This is a genomic window from Amycolatopsis sp. NPDC049253 (assembly GCF_040678995.1).
Lineage (GTDB): Bacteria > Actinomycetota > Actinomycetes > Mycobacteriales > Pseudonocardiaceae > Amycolatopsis.
In genome coordinates, this window is the sequence record NZ_JBFAQX010000009.1 from 138,476 (window position 1) to 151,775 (window position 13,300).

Below are 13,300 nucleotides of genomic sequence, written 5' to 3' on the forward strand. Positions count from 1 at the left end.
TACACACTCCCAGCATCGCACGAGGACCGAGCGTTCCGCCCGGCCGGAAACTTGTCCGTTCCGGCGAGGCAGAGCAGCATGGTAGGTCTCGACGCAAGGAGGCGTCGAATTGAGAGGGGAAGCGATGAGCGAGCAAAACTCTCAGAGGTCAAACGCTTGGAGCCGATTACGCTCGAACATTGGCGGCGAAATGCTCGCCGAGTTTCTCGGGACAGCCGTCATCATCCTGCTCGGCTGTGGCTCGGTCGCGGTCGCGGTGGTCGGTCTCCCCGGATCCGGCCGGCAATCGGTCGATTTCGGTGCGTCCAACTGGCTGATCATCGCGTTCGGCTGGGGCTTCGCGGTGATGTTCGCGGTCTACATGACAGCCGGCGTCAGCGGCGCGCACCTCAACCCGGCGGTGACTCTGGCCTTCGCCGTGCGGCGGAAGTTCGCCTGGGCCAAGGTGGTGCCGTTCTGGGTCGCCCAGGTACTCGGCGCGCTGGCCGGCGCCGCGGTGGTCTACGCCGTCTACCACGACGCCATCGACGCCTTCAACGCAGCGCAAAACCCACCGCTGTCGCGACCGGACTCATTGGGCACGTTCTCGATCTTCGCGACTTTCCCGGCCGAGTACTTCGGCGGCGGGGTGTGGGGACCGCTGATCGACCAGATCGTCGGCACCGCGATCCTCGTCGGGATCATCGCGGCGTTGATCGACAACCGGAACAACGCCCCGGAGAGCAACCTGGGGCCGGCCCTGATCGGCTTCGTAGTCGTGGGGATCGGGCTGTCGTACGGCACGAACGCCGGTTACGCGATCAACCCCGCGCGTGACTTCGGACCGAGGCTGCTGACCTTGTTCGAAGGGTGGGGGAACAAGGCTTTCCCCGGCAACGGTGACTGGTTCAGCAACTACTGGTGGATCCCCATCGTCGGGCCACTCGTCGGTGGTTTGGTCGGCATCCTGATCTACGACCTGCTCATCGGCCAGGTCCTCACGGCGCGGGAGAAGGCTCCCGGTGAGTTCCTGCCTGAGCCGGGACGGGTCCCTGCCGACCAGTCGGCGGAAGGCCAGCGGACGGCCGCCGAATGACCGGCAAGATCGCCGTTCCGACGGATCTCGCCAGAGCGAGGGAGCAACGATGACTTCGTACGTAGCCGCGATCGACCAAGGCACCACGTCGACCCGCTGCATGATCTTCGACCACTCCGGCCGGGTGGTCGCCGTCGACCAGCGCGAGCACGAGCAGATCTTCCCGAAGGCCGGCTGGGTCGAGCACAACGCCGAGGAGATCTGGGAGAACACGCGCGCCGTCGCCGCGGGCGCGCTCGCCAAGGCGGACCTGACGTCGAAGGACATCGCCGCCGTCGGCATCACCAACCAGCGCGAGACGGCGCTGGTGTGGGACCGGACCACGGGCAAACCGGTGTACAACGCGATCGTCTGGCAGGACACGCGCACGGACAAGATCGTCGGCGAGCTCGGCGCGCTGGGCGGTGGCCAGGAGCGCTATCGCCAGAAGGTCGGCCTCCCGCTCGCGACGTACTTCTCCGGCCCGAAGGTCAAGTGGATCCTCGACAACGTCGAGGGCGCCCGCGCGAAAGCCGAGGCCGGTGACCTGATCTTCGGCAACATGGACACCTGGGTGCTGTGGAACATGACGGGAGGCTCCGACGGCGGCATCCACGTCACCGACCCGACCAACGCGTCTCGCACGCTGTTGATGGACCTCGACACGCTGCAGTGGGACGCGGACATCGCCGCGGAGATGGGCATTCCGCTCTCGATGCTGCCGGAGATCCGCTCGTCGTCGGAGGAGTACGGCAAGGTTCGCGAAAAGGGCGCGCTCGCGGGTGTGCCGATCGCCGGGATCCTCGGCGACCAGCAGGCCGCGACGTTCGGGCAGGCCTGCCTCTCGCCCGGCGAGGCCAAGAACACCTACGGCACCGGCAACTTCGTGCTGCTCAACACCGGCACTGAAAAAGTCATGTCGGACAACGGGCTGCTCACCACGGTCTGCTACAAGATCGGCTCCAACGACACGGTGTACGCGCTCGAGGGTTCGATCGCCGTCACCGGTTCGCTGGTGCAGTGGCTGCGCGACAACCTGGGCATGATCGCTTCGGCCGCGGAGATCGAGGAGCACGCCCGCACGGTGGAGGACAACGGTGGCGCGTACTTCGTGCCGGCGTTCTCCGGTCTGTTCGCGCCGTACTGGCGCTCGGACGCGCGCGGCGCGATCGTGGGCCTCACGCGGTTCGTCAACAAGGGCCACCTCGCGCGGGCCGTGCTCGAGGCGACCGCGTTCCAGTCGCGTGAGGTCATCGACGCGATGAACGCCGACTCCGGCGTGCCGCTGAAGTCGCTGAAGGTCGACGGCGGCATGGTCGTGAACGAGCTGCTCATGCAGTTTCAGGCCGACATCCTCGGTGTGCCCGTGATCCGGCCGGTGGTGGCCGAGACCACCGCGCTGGGCGCGGCCTACGCGGCCGGGCTGGCCGTCGGGTTCTGGGAGTCGGAGGACGACATCCGCACGAACTGGGCGCAGGACAAGCAGTGGGACCCGTCGATGGACGAGTCGCGCCGCGAGTCGGAGTACCGCAACTGGAAGAAGGCCGTGACGAAGACGTTCGACTGGGTCGACTGACCGCGCTTTCGTTTCGGCGAACGGCCCCCGTCCGGCTTCGGACGGGGGCCGTTCGCCTTCCTGGCTACGGCACTACGGCTGGTTCGGCTCAGGCGCCCCAGCCCTCTTGGGTGCCGGACTGCTCGTTGGGCGCCATGAGCTGGAAGGACGCGCCCTGGTTGTCCTTGGCCATGAGCATCCGCCCGAACGGCGTGTCCACCGGGTTCTCGGTCACGGTGCCGCCCAGCTCGGGGATCCTGGCGGCGGCGGCGTCGACGTCGGCGGACCAGAAGTAGGTCATCCAGCCCGGTTCGTAGTCGCCGTTCGCCTGGCCGAGGCCACCGGTCGGGCGGCCGTCGATGTCGAGGGTGGCGTAGGTGAACTCGTCGTTGGAGATGTCGTTGAACGAGTAGCCGAAGACGTTGCCGTAGAAGGTCTTGGCGGCGGCGAAGTCGCGGGACATGTTCTCGTTCCACGCGATCGCGCCCGGTGCGAGCGTGACCTCCGTGCCGTAGTGCCGACCGGCCTGCCAGAGGCCGAACACCGAACCCGTCGAGTCCGTCGCGATCGCCATGCGGCCCTGGGTCATCACGTCCATCGGCGGTGCGACGACGTGGCCGCCGGCCCCGGTGATGGCGGCCACGGACTTGTCCACATCGGACACCGCCAGGTACGTGGTCCACGCGGCCGGCATGCCCGCCTGCTCGGCCGGGATCTCCCCCACGCCGGCCACCGGACGCCCGGCGAGCTGCGCCATGCCGTAGTAGCCGGTTTCGGCGCCGCCGAACTGGATATCCCAGCCCAGCAGGCTTTCGTAGAACTTCGCGGCCGCGGTTCTGTCGGGCACCATCAGGTCGACCCAGCACGGCGTGCCGTCGGGCCAGCGTTCGTCGCGGAACAACATCTGCACTCCCCATGATCAGTTGCGATGCGGATTGTGTCTGCGGCCACAGTCTTGCACCGGCCACCGACAAACCGGAGAACCGTCACGAACGAGCAGCGATCAGTGACCGTCGGCGACGAGCCGCGCGTAGACGATCACGTTGTCCTCGTAGTTGTGCGCCGCGCGGTCGAACGCGCCACCGCACGTGATGAGCCGCAGCTGCGCGTCGGGAGTGTCGCCGTACACCGCGTCGCTCGGGAACACGTCCTTCGGCACCTGGTCCACCTTGGTCACTTCGAACCGCGCCGTGGTGCCGTCTTCCCGCTTGATCGACACCTCGTCCCCGGGCGCCATTTCCTTGAGGTGGAAGAAGATCCCCTCGTGCTTGTTGCCGTCCACGTGCCCGAGCACCACCGCCGGCCCGCGCTCCCCCGGCGTCGGCGAGTACTCGTACCAGCCGGCCTGCAACGGTGTGCTCACCGGCGGTACCTGCACGGTGTTGTCGGCGTTGAGCCCGAGCGGGACGAGCGTGGAGTGCGCGTCGATCTTCGGGATGTCCAGCGACACCGGTCTGGACTTCGGCAGCACCACGGCCGTCTCGGGCGCCGGCAAGGTCACGGAATGCCCCACCGGCGGTGGCGGGGACGACGCGGACGGCGCGGCGCAGCCACCGAGCACGGCCAGTGCCGCCAGAGCCACCGCGGCGAAAGTCTTTCCGAGCATGTCTCCCCCTTCGGGTCCCGAGGGCGCACTGAGCACCCAACCAGGTGACCGAGCGCGGTCGCCGGAGGGGCCACGACTCCCCTCCGGCGACCGGGTTTCGTCAGCCGCGCGAGCGCCGCCGCGCCAGCACCATCCCCGCGCCGCCGACGGCGAGCACGCCCATCGCACCCGCGGCCACCGCGAGCCCGGAGGACGAGTCGTCGACCGGACCGTCGGTGCCACCGGTCTGCGGCGCCCCCACCGGCACCTTGGTGACCTGCTTCGGTGCCGTCGGCGTGGTCACCGCGGCGTCCTCGGCCGGCAGGACCTTGAAGCTCTGCCTGAGCGCGGCCTTGCCGCAGAGGAACGTGACGGTGTAGGTCCCCGGCTTCGCGTTCTTGTTCACGTCCGCCAGCGTCTGGTGGACGTACGCGGTCTCGGGCGGCTGCTCGGTCCCGACGGCTTCGAGCTCCCCGAACGTGACCACCGGCGAAGACAGCTTCATGCTCGTCTTCGGCGGGCACACCACGCGCGCCGTGACCGAGTCACCGGCTCTGGCCGCGCGCGGCAGGACCGTCAGCGACGGCTTGGGCGGCCGGTGGTCGCCCGTCGGCGGCGTGGGCTTGTCCGACGTGGACGGGACCGGCGTCGAGGTGCTCGACGGCGGCTGCTCCGGCGTGGCGGACTCGGCCGCGAAGGCGGGCGCCGCACTGAGCAGGCCGACCGCGAGAATCGACGAAAAAACGGCAATGCGTTTCATGGAATTTCCCCTCAGCTGATTTTCCGCAACGGAGAACAGTGGATTCCGCAACCTCGCGCGTACAGTTCCCCCTGCCGCGCGGCCGTGCTCCTCCGACACCATGAAGACGTCTCTGACCTGCACCGGGCTGTCAGGCAGGGTAACGATTGGAGCACGTCGGGAACTCGGGCCGGCGCGCACGAAAAAGCCGCCGGAAATGGTTTCCGGCGGCTTTTTTGTGGGACTGGCTGCGCTATTCGGCGAGGCTTCCGTCGCCCGCCTTGGCGGCGCCCGCCGGAACCGTCGCGACCTGAGCGGCCGGCACGGTGAACGTGGCGGTGTAGGTCTTTCCGCCGCACGCCACCGTGAGCGGGTAGTCACCGGCGGCGGTGCCGGACAGGAGGTCGGCGTCGGCGGAGACCGTGGCGTGCACGCCGAGGAAGGGGCCGAAGTCGTAGTTCGCGAACTTCAGCACGGGTGAGCTGAACGTGGTCGAGCCGGCCTTGGCGCCGGGGCAGTCGGCGAGAGCCACGTTGGACTCGCCGCGCTGGAAGTGGTTCACCAGCCCGTGCAGGGCCGCCGTGTCCTGGTTCAGCTGCACGGTCACGGCCGGCGCGGGCGCCGCCGCGGGCGCGGGCCCTCCGGTCGCCGCCACCGCTTGGCCCGCCACGGCGACCGTCCCGATCGCCACCGCCGCAACGAAAACCGCCCTCTTGCGCACCCTCGGCCCCTTGTCCCGCTCAGTCATCAGCCTGTCACCGCACAAGACGCGGCGAGCCACGTGGGGTTGCGCGGGAACGGAAAAACCTTCGAACCAGATCAGTCGAGGTCGTCGTGGCGCATCAGCTGGCGCCCGGCCTCGGTGATCGAACCCGACAGCGACGGGTACACCGAGAACGTCAGCGCCAGGTGGTCCACCGTCAGCTGGTTCTGCACGGCCAGCGCGATCGGCAGGATCAGCTCGCTCGCCGACGGCGCCACGACCACACCGCCGACCACCACACCGGTGGCGGGGCGGCAGAAGAGCTTCACGAAACCGCGGCGCAGACCTTCCATCTTGGCGCGCGCGTTGGTGGCCAGCGGCAGCATGATCGTGCGCGCGGGCACCTCACCGGAGTCGATGGCGTGCTGGCTGATGCCGACGGTCGCGATCTCCGGGTGCGTGAAGACGTTGGCGGCCACGGTCTTCAGCTTGATCGGCGCGACGCCCTCGCCCAGCGCGTGCCACATCGCGATGCGGCCCTGCATGCTCGCCACGGACGCGAGCATCAGCACGCCGGTGCAGTCACCCGCCGCGTAGATGCCGGGGACGGTGGTGCGCGAAACGCGGTCGACGGTGATGAACCCGCCGGGGCCGGGCTCGATGCCCACGCGGTCGAGACCGATGTCGGAGGTGTTCGGGATGGACCCGACGGTCATCAGCGCGTGGCTGGCCTCGATCACGCGGCCGTCGGCGAGGTGCACCTCCACGCCCTTCTCGGTGCGCTCCACGCGCTCGGCGCGCGCGTGCTTGGCGACGGTGGTGCCGCGCTGGGAGAACACCTCTTCCAGGACCGCGGCGGCGTCGGCGTCCTCGTGGGGCAGCACGCGGTCGCGGCTGGACACGACGGTGACCTTCACGCCCATCTCGGTGTAAGCGGAGGCGAACTCGGCGCCCGTGACACCCGAGCCGATCACCGCGAGGTGCTCGGGCAGCTCGGTGAGGTCGTAGAGCTGGCGCCAGTCGAGGATGCGCTCGCCGTCGGGCACGGCGCCGGGCAGCACGCGCGGGGTGGCGCCGGTGGAGATGAGGACGACGTCGGCCTGCAGGGCCTCGGTGGTGCCGTCGGCGTGGGTCACGGCGACCTTGTGCGTCGCCAGACCCGGCTCTTCGTCGCAGAAGCGGGCGGTGCCGTTGACCACGCGCACGCCCTCGCGCTGCACGCGGGCGCGGATGTCGGCCGACTGCGCGAGCGCGAGGCCCTTCACCCGGCCGTGGACGGTCGGCAGGTCGACGCTCGTGTCGGCCAGATCGGTGTTGATGCCCAGCTCACCGAGGTCGTGCATCTTCGCCAGCGCGCCGGACGACGCGATGAACGTCTTCGACGGAACGCAGTCGTAGAGGACACAAGCGCCGCCCAGGCCGTCACGCTCGACGATCGTCACGTCGGCGCCGTGCTGCGCGGCGACCAAGGCGGCTTCGTAACCCGCCGGGCCCCCGCCCATGATCACGATCCTGGTCACCTGAGGTCCTCCTCGATACGCGTGTGGCCGGTGGTCACAACGTTACGCGGAGGGGTCCGCCACCAGCGAAGTGGCCGGACACGGCATGCGCATCCGCTTGCGCGTGGAGCGGGTCGCTAGGCTGTCGCCCGTGCCGTTGTATGCCGCTTACGGATCGAACATGGAGCCCGCCCAGATGCTGGAGCGCGCCCCGCACGCACCGATGGCCGGCACCGGCTGGCTGGAGGGCTGGAGGCTGACCTTCGGGGGCGAGGACCTCGGCTGGGAAGGCGCGCTGGCCACCATCGTCGAGGACCCGGCGTCCCGGGTCTTCGTGGTGCTCTACGACGTGACCTCGCTCGACGAGGCCGGGCTCGACCGCTGGGAAGGCGGCGAGCTCGGCATGCACAACAAGATCCGCCTGCGGGTCCAGACCATGGACGGCTCGGTGCTCGCCTGGCTGTACGTGCTCGACGCGTACGAGGGCGGCCTGCCGTCTGCGCGCTACCTGGGCGTGCTCGCCGACGCGGCCGAGGCCGCCGGAGCCCCCGCCGACTATGTGGATGACCTGCGCACCCGGCCGTGCTCCGGGATCACCGGCTGACCACCGCCCTGTGGACAACTCGGCCGATTCACGCGCCCACCTGGGCATCATGAACGGTGTTCACCATCAGCCGGTAAAGCTCTGACACCGCTCCACGTTTTCTGCTTGCGACGCTTTGTTTTGCGGCCGTCGCGCGAGTTGTCAAAGGTGGCTATAGGCAGCGTGAATCCACTGGGGTGCAAGTAAAAACGCTCGTTTCAAGCACTTTCCCGGAAGCGCCCCGGTGACTGTCGATCACCCGCTGTGAATAGGCGGCCCGGCGGCTCGATGAGGGTTCACGAGACCGGGTGAAATAGGTGTTCACAGGGCTTTGCTCACACGCAAAAACCACCCGCTTGAGTTATCCACAACTTGACTGGGCTGTGGATAACTCAAGCGGGTGAGGCTGTGGACAACTTAGGCCAGAGCGGCCAGTGCGGTGTGGACCAGCGTGCGGACACCGACCATCAGCGCCCGCTCGTCGAGGGTGAAGGTGGGGCGGTGGATGTCGGCCTGAGGGGCCGGCGGGCCGGGCCACACGCCGAGGCGGGCGAAAGCGCCCTGGACGTGCTCGAGGTACCAGCCGAAGTCCTCGCCGCCGGAGGACTGCTCCGTGCCGGCAAGGCCTTGCTCGCCGAGAGCGGCTTCGACGCCCGCGCGCAGCAGTGCCGTGGACTCCGGGTCGGAGACGACCGGGGGCACGCCGCGGCGGTAGTCGAGCGAGAAGCCGACGCCGGTCGGCGCTAGCAGCGACTCCACGGACGCCGCGACGAGCGGTTCGAGCGCCGTCCACACCTCGTGGTCGGCCGTGCGCAGGGTGCCGCGCAGCACGCCGTCCTGCGGGACCGCGTTGGCGGCCTGGCCGGCGTGCACCGCGCCCCACACGAGCACCGTGCCCGAGCGCGGGTCGACCCGGCGGGACAGCACCGACGGCAGCGACGTAATGACCGTGCCCAGCGCGTACACGAGGTCCGCGGTGAGGTGCGGCCGCGACGTGTGGCCGCCGGGCGAGGTGAGGCGCAGCTCGATCAGGTCGGCGGCCGAGGTCAGCGCGCCCACGCGGGTGCCGATCTTGCCGACCTCCAGCCGCGGGTCGCAGTGCAGGCCGTAGATCCGCTCGACGCCTTCGAGCGCGCCCGCCGCGATCATGTCCAGCGCGCCGCCGGGCATGACCTCCTCGGCGGCCTGGAAGATCAGGCGCACGCGGCCGGGCAGCTCGGGAGCGCCGGCCAGCGCACGGGCCGCGCCCAGCAGGATGGCCGTGTGGGCGTCGTGCCCGCACATGTGGGCCGCGCCCTCCGTGGTGGAGGCGTAGGGCAGACCCGTGTCCTCCGTGAGCGGCAGCGCGTCCATGTCGGCGCGGAGAGCGACGCAGCGCTCGCCCTGGCCGATGTCGCACACCACGCCGGTGCCGCCGGGCAGCACCCACGGCTTGAGACCGACGGCGCGCAGCAGCGACACGACCAGCTCGGTCGTCGCGAACTCGTGCCGCGACAGCTCCGGGTGGGCGTGGATGTGCCGACGCCACGCGAGCACGTCGGTGACGTTGGCCCGCAGCCAGTCATCCAGCCAGAACGGGCCGCGGCCCGCACCGAGATCCTCCACAGGTGCCATGCTGACGCCGGCTTCGGTGATCAGCGCGGTGGGCGCCTCGATCGGGTTGGCCATGCGCCCCTCGGAATCACCTGGAACGTCCGGACGTGAATCAAGCACAGTCACGCCGCACCTCCTCCCGCAACACGGGTGGTGCCTGGGGACCCGCACCGTGCCGTTCGATCTGTCATACGCATTTGCAGATGATCGTGCACCATGCAGGTGGCAAGCCGCTCGCCGCGACCGGGGACCCGAGACGGCCGGTACCGGATCTGCGTTGAACGGCCCGACGGAATTCGGTCAGGGTGAACCGGGCCGATTCAGCCGTTGCCCTTCTTCCGCTTCCGGCGCCCGAAGAACACGATGGCGAGCAGCACGATGGCGATGCCGCCCGCGATCAGCTTGTTCCGCGTCTTCTGCGCGTTGGCCTTGTCGGTCTGCGTCGGGTCCAGCACCGGACCCGGCGCCGCTTGCTGCGGGGCCGGGAGCAGCGCTTCCGCAGGTGCCGCGGTCTGCGCCTGGACCTGGACGCCGGCCTGGGCCGGCGCCTCGACGACGGCCGCCTGCGCCGGAGCCGCGCAGTAGAACAACGCGCCCAGCAGGCCGACCAGCAGCAGTCCCCGCACCTTCGCCATGACATCCCTTCTACGGCACTGCGTCGCATTCTGCCCGCCGAACGGCCGGGACGTCAGCCGCCACGCGGTGGAGCCGCTCCGCTCGGCCCGCGCCACCGCCCGCCGACCGCATCTCCACACGGTGACCGGTCGTCACGGATCGTGGAGCGGTCGTGAGGTCAGACCAAAGTCACTTCGAGGGGCCGTTCGTCAGCCGAACGGGGCCGGTGGCCCACCGAGGGTGGGTCCGGTGGGCTTTTCTTCGCTTCGCCGGCTCTAACGGGGGTTGGCGGTGGTTCGGCATTCATCCACACGGTGCGTGCGGCCGGCGGAGTTGTCCCCCAGGTTCCGTTTTGGCCGTTTTTCAAGGTCGGGGCCGAGGCACCGGGGGCGGGGACGGCCGGAACCGGCGACGCCGGCACGTCTCGCCACGATCCCGCACGGCATGGATCACGGCCGCCCCGGACGCGTCTTCAGCCGGCCGCCTTCACCGCGAGCAGGATCTTTCCGGTACCGCGGTGCAGGTGGTCCAGAGCGGCGCCGATCTCGTCCAAGGGGTAGACCCCGGCTACCGGAACGGTCAGTTTCCCGGCGGCGATCAGCGGGGCAACTTCGCGGATGGCGGGCGCCACCTTGGTGGCGTAGTCCCACTCGCCGGCGAAGAACCCGCGGGCCGTCAGGTGCTTTCCGGTCAGGTGGGCATACGGCACCGACAACGCCGAGCCGGACTCGGCGGAGTACGCGACCAGCGCACCGCCGTCGGTCAGCAGCGCGGTCAGGTTCTCGGTGGAGGGCCCGCCCACGGCGTCGATCGCGACGCGAACCGGTGCGTCGCCGATGAACTTCCGCGCGGCGTCCACGGATTCCGGCCGATCTGGCAGAACGAGGTCAGCGCCGGCCGCGGTCAGTTCGGCGAAGGTCGCCTCGTTGCGCGCGAAGCTGACCGTGCGCAGGCCACGCGCGTGCGCGACGGCGATCATCGAGCGACCGACCCCTGAGTTGCCGGCGTTCTGCACGACGAACGAGCCGGGCCGGACGTCGACGAACTCGGTCAAGGCGAGGACCGCGGTGGGCGGGTTGCTGCCGATCATCGCCAGCTGCCGCGGGTCCGCCGCCGGCAACGGGAACATGCCGTCGGCCGGGACCGCCAGCTGTTCGCGCCAGGTGCCGCGCATGAGCGGCAACGCCACCCGGTCGCCGACCCCGACGTCGGTCACCCCCTCCCCCACGGCGGACACGATGCCGGTTCCTTCATTGCCGGGAACCCACGGCGGGGACGGCACCGGCAGGTAGCCGCCGATGGCCAGCAGGTCGTGCTTGTTCAGCGGGGCGTACTCCACATCGACGACAACCTCGCCGGCCGAAGGGCCGGCCGGCGGTTCGAGGTCGGTGACGCGGAGGACCTCACGCGCGTCGCCCGCGGCGACGGCCTGCACAGCTTTCACAACATGCTCCAGTGGGGTTCGGCGGGTTTTCAGCACTCGATCTTGTTACGACCATAATCAGTATGGTTGTAACTGTCCAGTGATCGTATGCTGGCCGTCGGGCCGAGGAGGTGAGCGGGATGACGAACGAGCCGACGTGGCACGACGTGAACGACCGGTACGGCGCGCAGCTCGCCCCGCCGGATCTGCGCATCACGCAGACGCTGGCGAACTCGTCGGCCCGCACGCCGGAGGACTACGACCCGCTGCACGATCTCGCCACGGCCCAGCCGTGGCTGGACGCTCTGACGCGCGAATGGACCACCGTCCACGGTGGACCGGAGCCACGGATCAAGCTGAGCCGATCGGGACTGGAGGACCTGCGCCGGCTGCGGACCACTGTGCGAGCGATCCTGCTGCGGGACGACGAAGCCGATCCGGTGAGCCTGCGCGTCCCGGTCGACGCGGCGATCGCCGGCGCACGAGCCGAGCTGGTCCCCACCGGCACCGACGGGCACTGGCTGGAGTCCGCGGTCGGCGCCGAGCTGGTCCTGGCCCACCGGGACGACACCCTGCGCCGCCTGAAGCTGTGCCGCGAGCCCCTCTGCCGCACCGCGTTCTACGACCTGTCCAAGAACAACAGCAAGGTGTGGCACAACCTGGACACGTGCGGCACCCCCCAGCGCATGCGCGAGTACCGGCAGCGCCTCCGCAACGCCGACTGACGGCCCTACCGGACCGGACCCCACCCCACCGGAGTCCCGGCCGACGGGCCATTCGACACCCCGCGATCCCCTGGCCCCGGGCCGGTGACGTCGTGCTCGTGACGTCGTGCTCGTGCACACCCCCGGTCGGCCGCGGCGGCCCGCCGCTGGGCGACACCTACCCCGCCCGCGGGATGGCTGCCGGGCGGCCGGCAACGCCAGGTGGCGGCCACCCGAAGAGGAAGGCGGTTCAGCCGTCCGTCGGCTCCGCGAACGCCGTCAAGATCCGCTCCGCCGCCAGAGTCGCCGTGAGCTCACCCTCGCGGACCGCCCGTTCGACGTCCGCGACCTGCGCCCGCACCGACGGGTGCGAGGTCAGCCGGTCCAGCAGCTGTTCGCGGACCATGGACCACGTCCAGTCCACCTGCTGCTGGCGGCGGCGGCCGGAAAGCTCGCCCGACTCCTGCATCAGCGTGCGGTGGCGGCCGATGGTTTCCCAGACCTCGTCCAGGCCGGAGCCCTCCAGGGCGCTGCAGGTCAGCACGGGCGGCGTCCACGGCGCGTCCTTGCCGTAGATCATGCGCAAGGCGCCCGAGAGCTCGCGCGCGGCGCGGGCGGCGTCGCGGGCGTGCGGGCCGTCGGCCTTGTTCACGGCGATGACGTCGGCCAGTTCGAGCACGCCCTTCTTGATGCCCTGCAGCTGGTCGCCCGTGCGGGCCAACGTCAGGAACAGGAAGGAGTCGACCATGTTGGCCACCGCGACCTCGGACTGCCCGACGCCGACGGTCTCCACCAGCACCACGTCGAAGCCCGCGGCCTCCATCAGCACGATCGTCTCGCGGGTGGCCCGCGCGACGCCGCCCAGAGTCCCCGACGTCGGAGACGGCCGGATGAAGGCGCGGGGGTCCACGGCGAGCCGCGACATGCGCGTCTTGTCGCCGAGGATCGAGCCGCCCGTGCGGGTGGAGGACGGGTCCACGGCAAGCACGGCGACGCGGTGACCGGCCGCCGTGAGGTCCGTGCCCAGCTGGTCGATGAAAGTCGACTTACCGACACCGGGCACGCCTGTGATGCCGACCCGCTGGGCGCCCCCGGCGTGCGGCAGCAGCTCCACGAGCAGCTCCTGCGCCTGCGCCCGGTGGTCCGCCCGGTGCGACTCGACCAGCGTGATCGCCTTGGACAGGGTGCCACGGTCGCCCGCGAGCACACCCTTCGCGTACGCGGCGACGTCGATCCTGCGCGGCAAG

The 13,300-nt window shown here is 70.0% G+C and carries 13 protein-coding genes; 4 read left to right on the top strand and 9 right to left on the bottom strand.

Features of this window, described 5'->3' with window-relative positions; all coding sequences use genetic code 11:
* The first annotated feature begins 124 nt into the window (after nucleotides 1–124).
* Together AB0K15_RS22100 and glpK are read left to right on the top strand one after the other, a co-directional pair.
* Nucleotides 125–1,075 carry an MIP/aquaporin family protein gene (locus AB0K15_RS22100; protein ID WP_364053850.1) on the top strand — a complete coding sequence of 317 codons (951 nt, stop codon included), beginning with the start codon at nucleotides 125–127 and terminating at the stop codon, nucleotides 1,073–1,075.
* A gap of 49 nt (nucleotides 1,076–1,124) precedes the next feature.
* On the top strand, nucleotides 1,125–2,630 hold the full coding sequence (gene glpK / locus AB0K15_RS22105; RefSeq protein ID WP_364053332.1) for a glycerol kinase GlpK: 1,506 nt from the start codon (nucleotides 1,125–1,127) through the stop codon (nucleotides 2,628–2,630).
* Nucleotides 2,631–2,718: 88 nt separating this feature from the next.
* On the opposite strand, the gene AB0K15_RS22110 is transcribed toward glpK, so the two are convergent.
* From AB0K15_RS22110 to AB0K15_RS22130, 5 genes are all read right to left on the bottom strand, one after another.
* Nucleotides 2,719–3,513, bottom strand: a complete 795-nt coding sequence (locus tag AB0K15_RS22110) for a VOC family protein (RefSeq protein ID WP_364053335.1) — start codon at nucleotides 3,511–3,513, stop codon at nucleotides 2,719–2,721.
* Between the two features lie 99 nt (nucleotides 3,514–3,612).
* Complete coding sequence (locus AB0K15_RS22115) at nucleotides 3,613–4,215, bottom strand: class F sortase (RefSeq protein ID WP_364053338.1); 603 nt, start codon at nucleotides 4,213–4,215, stop codon at nucleotides 3,613–3,615.
* 100 nt (nucleotides 4,216–4,315) lie between these two features.
* On the bottom strand, nucleotides 4,316–4,954 hold the full coding sequence (locus AB0K15_RS22120; protein ID WP_364053341.1) for a hypothetical protein: 639 nt from the start codon (nucleotides 4,952–4,954) through the stop codon (nucleotides 4,316–4,318).
* Between the two features lie 232 nt (nucleotides 4,955–5,186).
* On the bottom strand, nucleotides 5,187–5,654 hold the full coding sequence (locus tag AB0K15_RS22125) for a hypothetical protein (protein ID WP_364053853.1): 468 nt from the start codon (nucleotides 5,652–5,654) through the stop codon (nucleotides 5,187–5,189).
* Between the two features lie 98 nt (nucleotides 5,655–5,752).
* On the bottom strand, nucleotides 5,753–7,156 hold the full coding sequence (locus tag AB0K15_RS22130; RefSeq protein ID WP_364053344.1) for an NAD(P)H-quinone dehydrogenase: 1,404 nt from the start codon (nucleotides 7,154–7,156) through the stop codon (nucleotides 5,753–5,755).
* A gap of 130 nt (nucleotides 7,157–7,286) precedes the next feature.
* Between AB0K15_RS22130 and AB0K15_RS22135 the strand changes: the two genes are divergently transcribed.
* A complete protein-coding gene (locus tag AB0K15_RS22135; protein ID WP_285970451.1) occupies nucleotides 7,287–7,739 on the top strand; it encodes a gamma-glutamylcyclotransferase in 453 nt (150 codons plus the stop codon).
* Nucleotides 7,740–8,135: 396 nt separating this feature from the next.
* Here AB0K15_RS22135 and AB0K15_RS22140 read toward each other — a convergent pair whose 3' ends face one another.
* The 3 genes from AB0K15_RS22140 to AB0K15_RS22150 all read right to left on the bottom strand — a co-directional run bounded on the left by AB0K15_RS22140 (nucleotide 8,136) and on the right by AB0K15_RS22150 (nucleotide 11,370).
* On the bottom strand, nucleotides 8,136–9,437 hold the full coding sequence (locus AB0K15_RS22140; RefSeq protein ID WP_364053347.1) for an amidohydrolase: 1,302 nt from the start codon (nucleotides 9,435–9,437) through the stop codon (nucleotides 8,136–8,138).
* 194 nt (nucleotides 9,438–9,631) lie between these two features.
* Complete coding sequence (locus AB0K15_RS22145; protein WP_364053350.1) at nucleotides 9,632–9,946, bottom strand: LPXTG cell wall anchor domain-containing protein; 315 nt, start codon at nucleotides 9,944–9,946, stop codon at nucleotides 9,632–9,634.
* Nucleotides 9,947–10,398: 452 nt separating this feature from the next.
* Nucleotides 10,399–11,370, bottom strand: coding sequence for a zinc-dependent alcohol dehydrogenase family protein (locus AB0K15_RS22150; RefSeq protein WP_364053353.1), 972 nt, complete (start codon nucleotides 11,368–11,370; stop codon nucleotides 10,399–10,401).
* Nucleotides 11,371–11,489: 119 nt separating this feature from the next.
* Between AB0K15_RS22150 and AB0K15_RS22155 the strand changes: the two genes are divergently transcribed.
* Nucleotides 11,490–12,074: a CGNR zinc finger domain-containing protein gene (locus AB0K15_RS22155; RefSeq protein WP_364053356.1), complete on the top strand. Its 585-nt coding sequence runs from the start codon at nucleotides 11,490–11,492 to the stop codon at nucleotides 12,072–12,074.
* A 229-nt stretch (nucleotides 12,075–12,303) separates the two neighbouring features.
* Here AB0K15_RS22155 and meaB read toward each other — a convergent pair whose 3' ends face one another.
* Nucleotides 12,304–13,299, bottom strand: coding sequence for a methylmalonyl Co-A mutase-associated GTPase MeaB (gene meaB / locus AB0K15_RS22160; protein ID WP_364053359.1), 996 nt, complete (start codon nucleotides 13,297–13,299; stop codon nucleotides 12,304–12,306).
* Between the last annotated feature and the right edge of the window lies 1 nt (nucleotide 13,300).